Consider the following 13316-nt stretch of genomic DNA (forward strand, 5'->3'; position numbering starts at 1 on the left):
GGAAGAGCACGCGATCGGCATCCCTGCCCAGGATGAGGCGGTCGCAGCACAAGAATGTCCAGCACCCATCCAGCACCCGCCCAGCACGGCCATGTCGAAGGGGCCCCCCTCGGGAGCCGCACCTGCCTGGAACGGGCGCCCCCGCCCGACCGGACCGAGCCGGCCGGCATCCGCTGGGCTTGGACGGAGCTCGACGCCCGCACCCCTGTAGTCCGACACCTGGATCGGCCATACCGACCGACCTATACCCGGAGAGGTGACCGATGCCGTTCCAGCACCCCGAGGAGGTCGGCTACGGCTACGTGGTCGAGCGCTACGTGACGAGGAAGGACTCGGACCACCCGCGCTACCGCGATCTGACAGCCGGTCGCGTCCTGCGGCCCGGGTGGCCGCACGCCGAACGCTTCACCCGCCACCTCATCGACGACGCGGCCACGATCACCGAGGCGCTGCGAGACGCGTGAAGCATCGCGCCAGGAGCGCGGCTACGTACTCAGCGCTACCGGTGACGGTGGAAATTCTTCGACCGTATCGATGGAGCGGTCGCACAATTGAGCGAAGACCTCTCCCGCTGTCGCGTTGTCAACGGTTTGTCGCCTTCCCAGACCGCCAGGTCGTGACTCATGGCCGCACTGTGCCGTACGCCAATGACAGCACGCCTTCGGCGTCACGCGGATTGGCAACCAGACCCACTGTCCGAGGGCGCTGTTACCTTCCGCCCATGACCGCATCAGACGCTCTGCTTCGCCGCCTCGAACAGGACTCGTCGCTGGCTGCCGCGCTGGCCTGGCCAGGTGACTTCGACATAGATCGCCGGGATCCCATCGAGGATCTCGCACTCCCGTCCGGCAGGCCTCTGCACCCGGTAGCCGGATGCGGCGCCGGCGGCACGTACTTCCTCTGTGGGGAAGCCGGGGCCGAGGAGCGGCCTGTCCTGTATGCCGATTCCGAGGGCCAGGCCACGTTGATCGGCGCCGACCTCGTCGAGGCCATCACGCTCATCGCCGTACTGCCCTTCTGGCGCGACCTGGCGAAGGGCTTCGCGATCAGCGAGCTCGGCTCGGACCTTCGGGCCGACCACCCGGACTTCGACGCCGAGCGCGACCGCCTTCTGCACGCCCTCGGGCTTGCCTCCATTTCTGAGGAGGAGGCTGCCGCTCGCCTGCTGGCTGTGGCCGCACGCACGACCCCGGACTATGTGCCGCGCGTGCCGGACGACGATTACCTGCCGTACGAGCTTCTGTTTCCGAGCGGCCCTGCATCAGGATCAATGAAGGCTGTGCCGGGGATGTCCCAAACGTCATAACCGCCCAACGCCTCGGGAACCAGTTGCCGCAGCCGGGTCCGCGCCGCCTCGCTCGCAGCCGGCGCATCGCCGAGGGGTGTTGCTCGGGGTTGCTCGGGGCGTGAACCGTCTGCGGTTGTGGCAGGTATCGGCGCCGCTGATGTCGGAGTCGGCTGGAACACTGCGGCCGTGATCAACGAAACAAGCCCAGGCCCTCCTGATGCTCCCTCCGGCTCCCTGCCACCCACAGCACAGGCAGAGCTCGCCGGCACCGCCTGGGAGGATCTGCCGCACTTCTGTACGGGCCGGCACGGTGTGCCCGACACACCGGACATCCTCGGCGCCGTGCTCGCCGTCGACCCGGCCCGCCGGGTGCGGGCGGTGGCGGATCTGTACCGGCTGCTCCTCAATCAGGAGCGGGTGTTTGCGGCGACCGCCCCGGCGGCCTTGGTCCTCGCTCGTCTTCTCGACGATCCGCGCACCCTCGCCGAAGCCCGGTGGGAGCGCAGGGCCGGTCGGCGGCCGCTCCGCGCCGAACTGCTGAACTGGCTGGCTTCGTTCGCCGATATCGCCCGCCGGGACGTCGAGGACGGTGTCGGCACGGCGCAGGATCTGGCCGCCGCCCGTGCGGCACGGCCAATGCTCCACGACCGCATCGCGGATTTCTGCGACAACGACGATCCACTGGTGAGGGAGGCCGCGCTCGCGGCCACCAGCCTGGTCCTGGCCGACTCCTCCCTCGCCCCGTCCGTACCCCGGTACGCGCCCGCCGTTCGCGCGGTCCTTGCCGTGAGCGTGGACTCGTACTACCGGTGGATCGCCCGAGAACGGCTGGCTGCCTGGGGCGAGGACATCACCGATCTCGTCGCTGCGGAGGACGAGCACCGCGCGGCCCTGGACCGGGCACACGCTCTGGCGGATAACCCGTTCGGGGAGGGTCAGGAGCAGGCGATCCGCTGGCTGGAAGAGCAACCCGAGGACACCGCGGCTCCGGAACAACTCGTTCGCCGGCGTGAGGACCGGACCGCGCCGACACAGGCGGCCCCGCACGGGCCGGCACCCGAGCCGCCCGTGGCTGCCCCGGGAAGCGAGGCGGGGTACCGCGGCCCGTGGCGGATCGCCAGGAAGGAGGAGCGCGCCGAGTGGACGTTCACTCCGTATACAGGAGTCGGCCCCTTGCACTTCGGGATGACCTTGGAGGAGATCACCAGTGCCCTCGGCGAACGACCGGCCGTTTCGTCCTACTCCCCTCACGGCGAAGACCAGCGGCTCAACTACGCCGACTTCGCCGGGAGCGGGATCAGGGCCCTCTTCCAGGACGGCCGCCTGGGGTGCGTCGCCGTGAACGCCCTCACCGGCCCCCAGGTGAGACTCGACGCGGCCCCGCTGACCGGCTGCGCGCCGTCCCACGTAGAGGACTGGCTCGTCCACCGCACGGCACTGCGGCCCGGCAGTCTGACGTACAGCCCCGCCGCCGATCCGGTCTTCGCCGACCTCGGCCTGGCGATCCGGTCCCAGCGGGCCGGCGACGTCGTCCTGACCCGACCGCTCTTCCTACTCCACGACTGGCTCGACCTGTGGCACTCGCTGCCCGGCGAAGAGTGGAACTGCTCCTGAAGCGTGGTTCGCCGACCGACCTCACCCAAGTGCGAGACTCCGACACGTGGACCCGCCGCACGCGACCGTCACGGCCAAGCGGACCGCAAAGGCCGCCCAACCCGTTCCACCACAGGTCAGACAGCCTTTCGCCGGACGTATCAGACGTTGAAGCGGAACTCGACCACGTCGCCGTCCTGCATCACGTAGTCCTTGCCCTCCATGCGGGCCTTGCCGGCGGAGCGGGCGTCGGCCACTGAGCCGGTGGTCACCAGGTCGGCGAAGGAGATCACCTCGGCCTTGATGAAGCCCTTCTGGAAGTCGGTGTGGATCACACCGGCCGCTTCGGGGGCCGTGGCGCCCTTCTTGATCGTCCAGGCGCGGGACTCCTTGGGGCCTGCCGTGAGGTAGGTCTGGAGGCCCAGGGTGCGGAAGCCGACATGGGCCAGGGTGGCGAGGCCCGGTTCCTCCTGGCCTACGGACTGAAGGAGTTCGAGGGCCTCCTCGTCGTCCAGTTCCGCGAGGTCGGACTCCAGCTTGGCGTTGAGGAAGATCGCCTCCGCGGGGGCGACCAGGGCGCGCTGTTCGTCCTTGAAGGAGTCGTCCGTCAGCTCCTCCTCGTCGACGTTGAAGACATAGAGGAAGGGCTTGGTGGTGAGCAGATGCAGTTCGCGCAGCGGCTCCGCCTTCTCCGTGCCCTGGACGATGCCCGCGGAGAAGAGGGTCTCACCGGTCTCCAGGATGGCCTGGGCCTCCTCGATCGCCTTGACCTGGCCCAGCACCTCCTTCTTGATCCGCGACTCCCGCTGGAGACGCGGGAGGACCTTCTCGATCGTCTGGAGGTCGGCGAGGATCAGCTCGGTGTTGATCGTCTCGATGTCGTCCTTGGGCGAGACCTTGCCGTCGACATGTACGACGTTCTCGTCCTTGAAGGCCCGGATGACCTGGCAGATGGCGTCCGACTCACGGATGTTCGCCAGGAACTTGTTGCCCAGGCCCTCGCCCTCGGAGGCGCCGCGCACGATACCGGCGATATCGACGAAGTCGACGGTGGCGGGGAGGATCCGCTGGGAGCCGAAGATCTCCGCGAGCTTGTTCAGCCGCGGGTCCGGCACACCGACCACGCCGACATTGGGCTCGATGGTGGCGAACGGGTAGTTGGCCGCCAGCACGTCGTTCTTGGTCAGGGCGTTGAACAGGGTCGACTTGCCGACATTCGGCAGGCCGACGATTCCGATCGTGAGCGACACGTTGGCGACTTCCTGGAGTGAGGACTGGCTGGAGGAGGACCGGCCCAGGGCCGAGGTCCGGTGGATGGCCCGCTTACGGCCCCGGGGGGCCGATCCCCCAGTTTACGGGCGGGCCGCGGCGGTCGATGACGGGTTCGGGACGCCACCCGACGCGCCCCATGATCTCGAACTCAACCTCAAGGTCACCCAAAGGGCGTGTCCATCGCCTGATTCCTCACCGGGTGCCACCTACGTTGTAGCGGTGGAGCAGCACAGGACACGTCAGCCCCGGCGCCGGCAGCGGCCGCAGGACCCGCCCTCCCCGCAGGGTGCCGTAGCGGGATCCGCAGGCGTGTACCGGCTCCCCGGGACGGCCGCCCGGCGGCGGATGCCACCGCCCGGCGCGCTCCATCCGCGAAAATCCGACAAGCCGGTGAAATCCGCGGGGCAGGGCAGGGCCGCCGCGCCGGGCCGGGCCGCCAGGCCACCGAGGGCCGGCACGTCGCGTGGACCCGGCGGCAAGCTGGCGAAGTTCGGCGGGCTGGGCAAGCTGCGGAAACCGCGCAGACTGCCCAATCCCCGGTTCACCGGGCTCGGCGCCGGACTCTTCGCCGCCTCCACGATGCTCTGCGTCGCCTTTCTGGACCGCCTGCTGCTCGACAGCGCGCCCCTGGTGTACGGGGCGCTGTTCCTGCCGGTCAGTGCGGTGACGGCCCTCTGGGTCCGCACCGCCGACCTGGTGACGGCTCCCATCAGCGTGCCGATCGCCTTCGCGGTCGGCAGCTTTCCCATCGCCGGCGGCTCCGGCGGTTTCGCCGGCCACACCATGGCGCTGGTCACGACGCTGGCCGTGCACGCGGGGTGGCTGTACGGCGGCACGCTCGTCGCCGGGCTCATCGCGTCCGTACGGAAGGTGCGGCAGATGGGGCGCCGGCAGCGCGCCCGGGACGCCGCCGCCCTCCGGGCCGGGTCCAAGGTCAGACCGGCCCGGACCACACCGCCCAACGGAGCCACCGCATACCGGGCCGTACGACGCGGTTAGCCGCACCCCGCCCACACCCCCGCGCCTCGCCGACGACCCACAACCCCGCGCGGCCCGCGGAGACCGTGCAGCCCGCGCACCTCCCTGTCGGCCCTGTCCGACCGTCTACCGGCCTGCCGGCCCTGTCCAGCCGCCTGCCGGTCCTGTCCGGCCGCCTACCGTCCCGCCGCCACCATCGCCGCCCCCACGATTCCCGCGTTGTTCTGAAGCTCCGCCGGAATGATCTCGGCCCTGATCCCCTCGATCAGCGGCAGGAACTTCTCGGACTTACGACTCACCCCGCCGCCGATGATGAACAGCTCCGGCGAGAACAGCATCTCCAGATGCTCCAGATACTTCTGCACCCGGTGCGCCCAGTGGTGCCAGCTCAGCTCCGCGTCCTCCTTGGCCTTGGACGACGCGCGCTTCTCCGCCTCGTGGCCGTGCAGCTCCAGATGGCCCAGCTCGGTGTTGGGCACCAGCTTGCCGTCGATGAAGAGCGCGCTGCCGATGCCCGTGCCGAAGGTCAGCAGGAAGACCACGCCCTTACGGCCCCGCCCCGCGCCGAAGGACATCTCCGCGACGCCCGCCGCGTCCGCGTCGTTCAGAACCGTGGTCCGCAGATTCAGCTTGTCGCCGAGGAACTGTCCCGCGTCCATATCGATCCATGCTTTGTCGACATTGGCGGCGGTGCGCACCACGGATCCGGTGACCACCCCGGGAAAGGTGATACCGACCGGGCCCGACCACCCGAAATGGCGCACGACCTCCACCACACCGTCGGCGACGCTCTCCGGCGTCGCCGGGTGCGGGGTGAGTACTTTGTGCCGCGGCTCGACGAGATCGCCGCGCTCCAGGTCCACGGGCGCGCCCTTGATGCCCGAGCCACCGATGTCCACTCCGAAGACGTTCATGGACACAACGTTACGGCCAGACGCTGACAGCGACTTCCGGGGGAACGGCTTGCGAGCGCCTCCTTACGAATCTCCCCCGTGCCCTTGCTTCTTCGCGCCCTTACTTCTTCGCGAGGGCCGCCGCCTCCGCGCGCAGGTCACGGCGGAGTTCCTTGGGGAGCGAGAACGTGATCGACTCCTCCGCCGCCTTGACGACCTCGACATCCTCGAAGCCGCGCTGCGACAGCCACTCCAGAACACCCTCGACCAGGATCTCCGGTACGGACGCGCCCGAGGTGAGGCCGACCGTGGAGACGCCCGCCAGCCAGGCCTCGTCGATCTCGTCGGCACCGTCCACCAGATGGGAGGCGCCCGCGCCCGCGCCGAGGGCGACCTCGACCAGCCGTACCGAGTTGGAGGAGTTCTTGGAGCCGACGACGATCACCAGATCCGCGTCGGCGCCCATCTGCTTGACCGCGATCTGGCGGTTCTGCGTGGCGTAGCAGATGTCGTCGCTCGGCGGCGAGATGAGCTGCGGGAACTTCTGCTTCAGCGCGTCGACCGTCTCCATCGTCTCGTCCACGGAGAGCGTGGTCTGGGAGAGCCAGACGACCTTCGACTCGTCGCGCACCTCGACGCTCGCGACATCGCCGGGACCGTCGACCAGCGTGATGTGATCCGGGGCCTCGCCCGAGGTACCGATGACCTCTTCATGGCCGTCATGGCCGATCAGCAGGATGTCGTAGTCCTCGTTGGCGAACCGGACGGCTTCCTTGTGGACCTTGGTCACCAGGGGACAGGTCGCGTCGATGGTGGCGAGCCGGCGCTCGGCCGCCTCCTCGTGGACCACCGGCGAGACGCCGTGCGCCGAGAACATGACGATCGACCCCTCGGGGACCTCCGCCGTCGCGTCGACGAAGATGGCCCCCTTCTTCTCCAGGGTCTTGACGACGTACTTGTTGTGGACGATCTCGTGACGGACGTAGATCGGCGCCCCGTACTGCTCGATCGCCTTCTCCACGGCGATCACGGCACGGTCGACACCCGCGCAGTAACCACGGGGGGCGGCGAGCAGGACGCGTTTACCGGCGCGGCGCACGGCGTCTGCACTGGAGGCGGTGGCGGGCGACGGGCGGGACGTGGCAGTCATGCGTCCCATCGTAAGGCCGTTCAGAAGAGGCGGAACTTCGCCCGTCCGCCCGACACCGGGCGTACAGGACGGGCTTACGCGACCGGACGCACATGAGTCGAGTACGCGCGGGCGCACGTGAGTCGGAGTACGCGCGGGAGTACGTGACCGCTGACGACGAGGACGACGGCACCGGGCCACAGAGCCTCGGAGCACAGAGCCACAGAGCCGCGACGGCGCGACGGCGGGCCGCTCGGGGAGTGATGTCGTAGGCGGCGGATACGCTCCTTGGTATGGCTCTGCATACGTCCGCGGACGCTCCGCTGCCGGTCGGCGAGGTGTCCCGGCTCATCGGCGGGTGGATCGACCGCCTCGGCGCGGTCTGGGTCGAGGGGCAGATCACCCAGCTCTCGCGCCGGCCCGGTGCGGGGGTCGTCTTTCTGACGCTGCGCGACCCCTCGTACGACATCTCGGTGAGCGTCACGTGTTTCCGGCAGGTGTTCGACGCGATCGCGGATGTGGTCTCCGAGGGCGCGCGGGTCGTGGTCCAGGCCAAGCCGGAGTGGTACGCGCCGCGTGGGCAGCTCTCGCTGCGGGCCACGGAGATACGCCCGGTCGGGATCGGTGAACTGCTCGTGCGGCTGGAGCAGTTGAAGAAATCCCTGGCCGCGGAAGGGCTGTTCGCCGCCGACCGCAAGAAACCGCTGCCTTTTCTCCCGCAGTTGATCGGACTCGTCTGCGGACGGGCGTCGGCGGCCGAGCGGGATGTACTGGAGAACGCGCGGCGGCGCTGGCCCGCGGTCCGTTTCGAGGTGCGCAATACGGCGGTGCAGGGGGTGAACGCGGTGGCCCAGGTCATCCAGGCGGTGAAGGAACTGGACGCGCTGCCGGAGGTGGATGTGATCATCGTGGCGCGCGGCGGCGGCAGCGTGGAGGATCTGCTGCCGTTCTCGGACGAGCAGTTGGTACGGGCGGTGGCCGCGTGCCGTACGCCCGTCGTCTCGGCGATCGGGCACGAGCCGGACGCGCCGCTGCTGGATCTCGTGGCGGATGTCCGGGCCTCGACACCGACGGACGCGGCGAAGAAGACCGTGCCGGATGTCGGGGAGGAGCTGGACCGGGTGCAGGCGCTGCGCGACCGGGCGCTGCGGACGGTACGGGGGCTGCTCGACCGCGAGGAGCGGGGGCTCGCCCATGCCCTGGCCCGTCCCGTGATGGAGCGCCCGCACAGGATGGTGGACGAGCGCGCGGCGGAGGTGGCCGCGCTGGCCGACCGGAGCGCACGGGTGCTGAGACATCTTCTGGACCGCGCGGACTCGGAGCTGTCGCACACGCTGGCGCGCGTGGTCGCGCTGTCACCCGCGGCGACGCTGGAGCGCGGATACACGGTGCTGCAACGGCCCGACGGGACGGTCGTACGGTCTCCGCGCGAGGTCACGGCGGCCGAGGAGCTGAGGGCCCGGGTGGCGGAGGGCGAGTTCACGGTACGGGTCGCGGAGTGAGCGCGTCGGACGCCGGGCGTGAGGACGTCGTGAGCCGGAGCGCCGACCGGCGCGTGGACCAGTACGCAAGCCGGTGCGTGGACCAGTACGCGGATCAGTACCTGGACCGGAGCTTGGACCGGAGCGAGGGCCCCGGAATCGTTGACGGAACCGCTGTCGGAGTCGTTGTCGGAGTCGTTGTCGGATCGCGCGCGGGCGCGCGTACACAGGGTGGATGAGATGGCCAGGACGGATGAAGCCGCCGTGCTCGGATACGAGCAGGCACGGGACGAGCTGATCGAGGTCGTACGCCGGCTGGAGGCGGGTGGTACGTCCCTGGAGGACTCGCTGGCCCTGTGGGAGCGCGGCGAGGAACTGGCGAAGGTCTGCCGCCGCTGGCTGGAGGGCGCGCGGGCCCGGCTGGACGCCTCCCTGGCCGACGAGAAGGCCGGGACGGAGGAGGACCGGGACGAGGAGTAGCCGGGGCCGGACGGCGCCGGCTGTGAAGCAGGTCACTGAGACGTTGATTTAGTTGAAGCTTCACACAACCGCTTGTACCGTGAAGGCGATTACTCGATCCGCCACGCCTTCGGAAGGTTTTCCAGATGTCCCTCCACCTTGACCCCGCAGCTCAGGATCTCCTCTTCCGCGAGGCGCGCACCGCCAACACGTTCACCGACGAGCCGGTGACCGACGAGCAGGTGCGGGCGATCTACGAGCTGGTCAAGTTCGGCCCCACCGCATTCAACCAGTCGCCGCTGCGTATCGTCCTGGTGCGTTCCGACGAGGCCCGTGCGCGCCTGGCGCCGCTGATGTCCGACGGCAACCGGGACAAGACCGTCACCGCGCCCCTGGTCGCGATCCTCGCCGCCGACAACGAGTTCCACGAGGAGCTCCCCCGGCTCCTTCCGCACTTCCCGCAGGCCAAGGACGCCTTCTTCAGCGAGCGGTCGGTCCGTGAGCAGAACGCCTCGATGAACGCCGCCCTCCAGGCCGGCTACTTCATCACGGGCGTCCGCGCCGCCGGTCTCGCCGCGGGCCCCATGACCGGCTTCGACTTCGCCGGAGTCCAGAAGGAGTTCCTGGACGACGACCACACGCCGCTAATGATCATCAACATCGGCAAGCCGGGCGAGAACGCGTGGTTCCCGCGCAACCCGCGCCTCGACTTCGACGACGTCGTCACAACCGTCTGAGCCCCCCGGGAGGGGTAGCGGAGGTCCGGACGCCCGGGACCCCCGCTCCCCGGACTCCCGGGCCGCCAGTCGGCGAAAGGCCGCCGTCCCGCGAGGACGGCGGCCTTCGTCGTTCAGAGCGTACGAATGCGTACGAACGAGTACGAACAGGTGCGAACACGTACGGACAGGGCGGGCGTCAGGGCTGGGGCGTCCCGGATCCGGGCTTCAGAGCGGCGGCCATCTCCGCCAGCCGTTCGTACGAGGCCGTGCCCGTCACCACCGTCGTCGCGTTCCCGTCCGTACGGACCAGGGCGTCGTACTTGGGCCCTTCCCACCGCCGCCAGGGCTCGCCCGCCACCTGCTGGGTCCTGCCGGTGTCGGCCGCCTCCTGGCTCACCTCGGGAACGTACGTCCGCGCGGGTGCCGTGGACTGCTCGACGGCGACGTACTCGCCGTCCGGGGCCAGATAGCCCAGGTGCCACGCGTCGGCGTCCTCGGTCCGGTACGAGACCGAGGTCGGCTTCCACTCCTCCGTCAGGCCCGTCGGCGCCAGGACCGGATAGGGCGCGGCGCGGCGCGCGGTCAGCAGCTCGACCCGGTAGTCGACCGCCTTGACCGGAACCGCGGTGTCGTCGTGCGGAATGAACACATAGATCCCCGCGACGACGACCCCGATGGCCGCCATCGACAGGAACATGTCCCGCACCGTCTGTCTGCCTCGCATACCTGCCACCCCACCATCGTCGCATCAGGGCTTCGCGCTCATCCGTGGGCCCCTCTGCTCAAACTGTCGAGCTGCGGATAGAGTCGTATCACCCTCTTATCCGGCCGTCGCCGTACAGAAAGGTGCGTTCCGATGACCGAGCATCACCTGCCGCCCCCACTTGAGGTGGCTCCCGAGGCACCCGACCGCAACCTCGCCCTGGAGCTGGTCCGGGTCACGGAGGCCGCCGCCATGGCGGCGGGCCGCTGGGTCGGGCGCGGCGACAAGAACGGCGCGGACGGCGCCGCCGTGAACGCCATGCGCACGCTCGTCTCCACGGTGTCGATGAACGGTGTGGTCGTCATCGGCGAGGGCGAGAAGGACGAAGCCCCGATGCTCTACAACGGCGAGCACGTCGGCGACGGCACCGGCGCCGAGGTCGACATCGCGGTGGACCCCATCGACGGCACCACCCTGAACGCCAAGGGCATGCCCAACGCCATCGCCGTACTGGCCGCCGCCGACCGCGGCGCCATGTTCGACCCGTCCGCGGTCTTCTACATGGACAAGCTGGTGACCGGGCCCGAGGCCGCCGACTTCGTGGACATCAACGCGCCCGTCGCCGTCAATATCCGCCGGGTCGCCAAGGCCAAGCGCTCCTCGCCGGAGGACGTCACGGTGGTCGTCCTCGACCGTCCCCGACATGACGGGATCGTCAAGGAGATCCGGGAGACGGGCGCCCGGATCAAGTTCATCTCGGACGGCGATGTCGCTGGTTCGATCATGGCCGCGCGCGACGGCACCGGCGTCGATCTGCTGATGGGCGTGGGCGGTACACCCGAGGGCATCATCTCGGCGTGCGCCATAAAGTGCCTCGGCGGTGTCATCCAGGGCAAGCTCTGGCCCAAGGACGAGGCGGAGCGGCAGCGCGCGATCGACGCGGGGCACGATCTGGACCGCGTCCTGTCCACCGACGATCTGGTCAGCGGCGACAATGTGTTCTTCGTCGCCACCGGCATCACCGACGGCGAACTGCTGCGCGGGGTGCGCTACCGCTCGGAGACGGCGACGACCCAGTCGCTGGTCATGCGCTCCAAATCCGGCACGATCCGGCAGATCGACTCCACCCACCGGCTGTCGAAGCTCCGGGCCTACAGCACGATCGACTTCGACCGCGCCCGATAGCCGGACAGACCGGCCGGTGAGAGCGTCGGCCTGTGTATGGACCCCTCGTGGACCGCGTGGACCCGCGTGGTTCGCGCGGGGACACGGGCGACGCGGACAGGGAGAGGGCGCCCCGTTGTGCGGCGGGGCGCCCCTTCCGTATCCGTGATCCGCCCGTATCCGTGAACCGCGTCCGAACCCCGGGCCGACTACTGACGGCCGGTGGTGGACGGCCGGCCGGCGACGGCCGGCGGGTCAGCCCGCCGCGGCGATCCGCTCGCCCGCCGCCGCGGCCTTTCTCAGCTCCACCTCGCGCCGCCTGCGGCGCGCGAGCACCACCCGGCGCTCGGCCGCCGTCAACCCGCCCCATACTCCGTACGGTTCGGGCTGGAGCAGCGCGTGCTCCCGGCAGTCCACCATGACCGGACAGCGGGCACAGACCCGCTTCGCGGCCTCCTCCCGCGCCAGCCTCGCGGCTGTCGGTTCCTTCGAGGGGGCGAAGAACAACGCGGCTTCGTCCCGGCGGCACACCGCCTCCGAATGCCAGGGGCCGGCCTGATCCTCCCGAGCGGGACTCCGCTGGGAGGGCACGGCGGCGACCTGCAGGGGCTGATGCGGCAGTTGCAGCACGGTCTACTCCTGACGACGGCTTCGCGAGCGAGAGACGATGCAGCTTTCCCTACCCGCTGTGCGCGCTCCTAAGCACTGAGTGGCACCGAGTTCGGAGCTCGGAACGCCGTGCGGAATTGTGGACGCTCAATCACGACTGGGCGGCTTTGGCCGGAAAGAACCGGAAAGGAACAGGCACCGGGACCGCTGCTCCCGCTCAGTGACCGAGGTGCTTACGGAGCCTGTCGCGGAGGTCCGCGACCAGCTTGCCGCGCTTCGGCTTGGCCTCGACATTGCCGAACACCGAGTAACCGTTCACGACGACGGCCGGTGCGTCCGGGTCGGCGGCCTCCAGCGTGCGGACTTCGAAATTGCCGAAGACGCCCGTGCCGTTGCCGCGCAGCGAGATGTTCTCGGGAACGCGGACCTCGACATTGCCGAAAATGGACGTCGCGTTGATCACGGTGGTGCGCTGCCCGAAGAGCGCCTCGGTCAGATCGATCTCGATATTGCCGAAGAGCGCGAAGGCATTGGTCCTGCGGCCGATGCGCCAGCGGCCCTTGCGGGTCGAACTGCTGAAGACCGCGATCAGATTCTCGGCCGGGGCCGAGGGGTCCTCGGGGCCGTATCCGTATCCGGCGGACGAGGATGTGGCCGCGGTGGCAGGCCTGCCGTCCGCGCCGACCGCGGGCAAGTCCCGGATCAGCGGCGCCAGTTCGCCCACGGTCTTGGCGCGGTAGACGGAGTCGATCCGCTCGGCATGCTCCTCGGCGTCCAGACGGCCCTCCGCCAGGGCCTCCCGGAGGATGTCCGCGATCCGGTCCCGGTCGGCGTCGGAGGCCCGGATACCGGCGGGCTCCACCGGCGCGACCGGCTTCTGGGGTTGCTTTTCGAGGTCCACCACCACAGGGTAGCGAAACGCGATAGATCGCGACTAGGGTCTTTCGTTTGGATCTGGCTGGATGAGGGAGCGGGGTCTGGTGCCGTGGATCGCAAGGCGGAGGAGGGAGCCCACGCGGAGCGTAGGC

General features: G+C 69.5%; 14 protein-coding genes. 8 read left to right on the forward strand and 6 right to left on the reverse strand.

The genetic code is table 11. The annotated features are described in order from the left end of the window. Positions 1-263: 263 nt before the first annotated feature. The 3 genes from ACWGDX_RS32460 to ACWGDX_RS32470 all read left to right on the forward strand — a co-directional run bounded on the left by ACWGDX_RS32460 (position 264) and on the right by ACWGDX_RS32470 (position 2902). Positions 264-464: a DUF6000 family protein gene (locus ACWGDX_RS32460; protein ID WP_453631394.1), complete on the forward strand. Its 201-nt coding sequence runs from the start codon at positions 264-266 to the stop codon at positions 462-464. A 257-nt stretch (positions 465-721) separates the two neighbouring features. Then, entirely contained in the window at positions 722-1306 is a 585-nt protein-coding gene (locus tag ACWGDX_RS32465; protein WP_453631396.1) for a hypothetical protein, read from the forward strand. A 168-nt stretch (positions 1307-1474) separates the two neighbouring features. Beyond that, positions 1475-2902: a hypothetical protein gene (locus tag ACWGDX_RS32470; RefSeq protein WP_453631398.1), complete on the forward strand. Its 1428-nt coding sequence runs from the start codon at positions 1475-1477 to the stop codon at positions 2900-2902. Positions 2903-3042: 140 nt separating this feature from the next. Here the strand turns inward: ACWGDX_RS32470 and ychF are convergent, their stop codons facing one another. Then, positions 3043-4131, reverse strand: a complete 1089-nt coding sequence (gene ychF, locus ACWGDX_RS32475) for a redox-regulated ATPase YchF (RefSeq protein ID WP_363080036.1) — start codon at positions 4129-4131, stop codon at positions 3043-3045. A gap of 412 nt (positions 4132-4543) precedes the next feature. On the opposite strand from ychF, the gene ACWGDX_RS32480 reads away from it, so the two are divergent. Continuing rightward, on the forward strand, positions 4544-5152 hold the full coding sequence (locus tag ACWGDX_RS32480; protein WP_453631400.1) for a DUF6542 domain-containing protein: 609 nt from the start codon (positions 4544-4546) through the stop codon (positions 5150-5152). A gap of 155 nt (positions 5153-5307) precedes the next feature. Here ACWGDX_RS32480 and ppgK read toward each other — a convergent pair whose 3' ends face one another. Together ppgK and ACWGDX_RS32490 are read right to left on the reverse strand one after the other, a co-directional pair. Further along, the gene (gene ppgK / locus ACWGDX_RS32485; RefSeq protein WP_363080034.1) at positions 5308-6045 is read right to left on the reverse strand and encodes a polyphosphate--glucose phosphotransferase; all 738 of its coding nucleotides are present in this window, start codon (positions 6043-6045) and stop codon (positions 5308-5310) included. Positions 6046-6145: 100 nt separating this feature from the next. After that, positions 6146-7174 (reverse strand): 4-hydroxy-3-methylbut-2-enyl diphosphate reductase, encoded by a 1029-nt coding sequence (locus ACWGDX_RS32490; RefSeq protein ID WP_453631403.1) that lies wholly within the window; start codon positions 7172-7174, stop codon positions 6146-6148. Between the two features lie 272 nt (positions 7175-7446). On the opposite strand from ACWGDX_RS32490, the gene xseA reads away from it, so the two are divergent. The 3 genes from xseA to ACWGDX_RS32505 all read left to right on the forward strand — a co-directional run bounded on the left by xseA (position 7447) and on the right by ACWGDX_RS32505 (position 9830). Further along, entirely contained in the window at positions 7447-8655 is a 1209-nt protein-coding gene (xseA, locus tag ACWGDX_RS32495) for an exodeoxyribonuclease VII large subunit (RefSeq protein WP_453631405.1), read from the forward strand. Positions 8656-8874: 219 nt separating this feature from the next. Continuing rightward, positions 8875-9114, forward strand: a complete 240-nt coding sequence (locus tag ACWGDX_RS32500) for an exodeoxyribonuclease VII small subunit (protein WP_363080030.1) — start codon at positions 8875-8877, stop codon at positions 9112-9114. Between the two features lie 125 nt (positions 9115-9239). Continuing rightward, positions 9240-9830 carry a malonic semialdehyde reductase gene (locus ACWGDX_RS32505; protein ID WP_453631407.1) on the forward strand — a complete coding sequence of 197 codons (591 nt, stop codon included), beginning with the start codon at positions 9240-9242 and terminating at the stop codon, positions 9828-9830. Between the two features lie 178 nt (positions 9831-10008). Here ACWGDX_RS32505 and ACWGDX_RS32510 read toward each other — a convergent pair whose 3' ends face one another. Next, positions 10009-10536, reverse strand: coding sequence for a DUF4245 domain-containing protein (locus tag ACWGDX_RS32510; RefSeq protein ID WP_453631417.1), 528 nt, complete (start codon positions 10534-10536; stop codon positions 10009-10011). A gap of 132 nt (positions 10537-10668) precedes the next feature. Between ACWGDX_RS32510 and glpX the strand changes: the two genes are divergently transcribed. Beyond that, positions 10669-11700 (forward strand): class II fructose-bisphosphatase, encoded by a 1032-nt coding sequence (glpX, locus tag ACWGDX_RS32515; RefSeq protein ID WP_363080027.1) that lies wholly within the window; start codon positions 10669-10671, stop codon positions 11698-11700. Positions 11701-11934: 234 nt separating this feature from the next. On the opposite strand, the gene ACWGDX_RS32520 is transcribed toward glpX, so the two are convergent. Both ACWGDX_RS32520 and ACWGDX_RS32525 read right to left on the reverse strand, forming a co-directional pair. Beyond that, the gene (locus tag ACWGDX_RS32520; RefSeq protein ID WP_066942704.1) at positions 11935-12309 is read right to left on the reverse strand and encodes a WhiB family transcriptional regulator; all 375 of its coding nucleotides are present in this window, start codon (positions 12307-12309) and stop codon (positions 11935-11937) included. Positions 12310-12505: 196 nt separating this feature from the next. Further along, positions 12506-13189, reverse strand: coding sequence for a DUF1707 SHOCT-like domain-containing protein (locus ACWGDX_RS32525; RefSeq protein ID WP_453631409.1), 684 nt, complete (start codon positions 13187-13189; stop codon positions 12506-12508). Positions 13190-13316: the final 127 nt, after the last annotated feature.

It is taken from the genome of Streptomyces sp. NPDC055025, assembly GCF_053608565.1.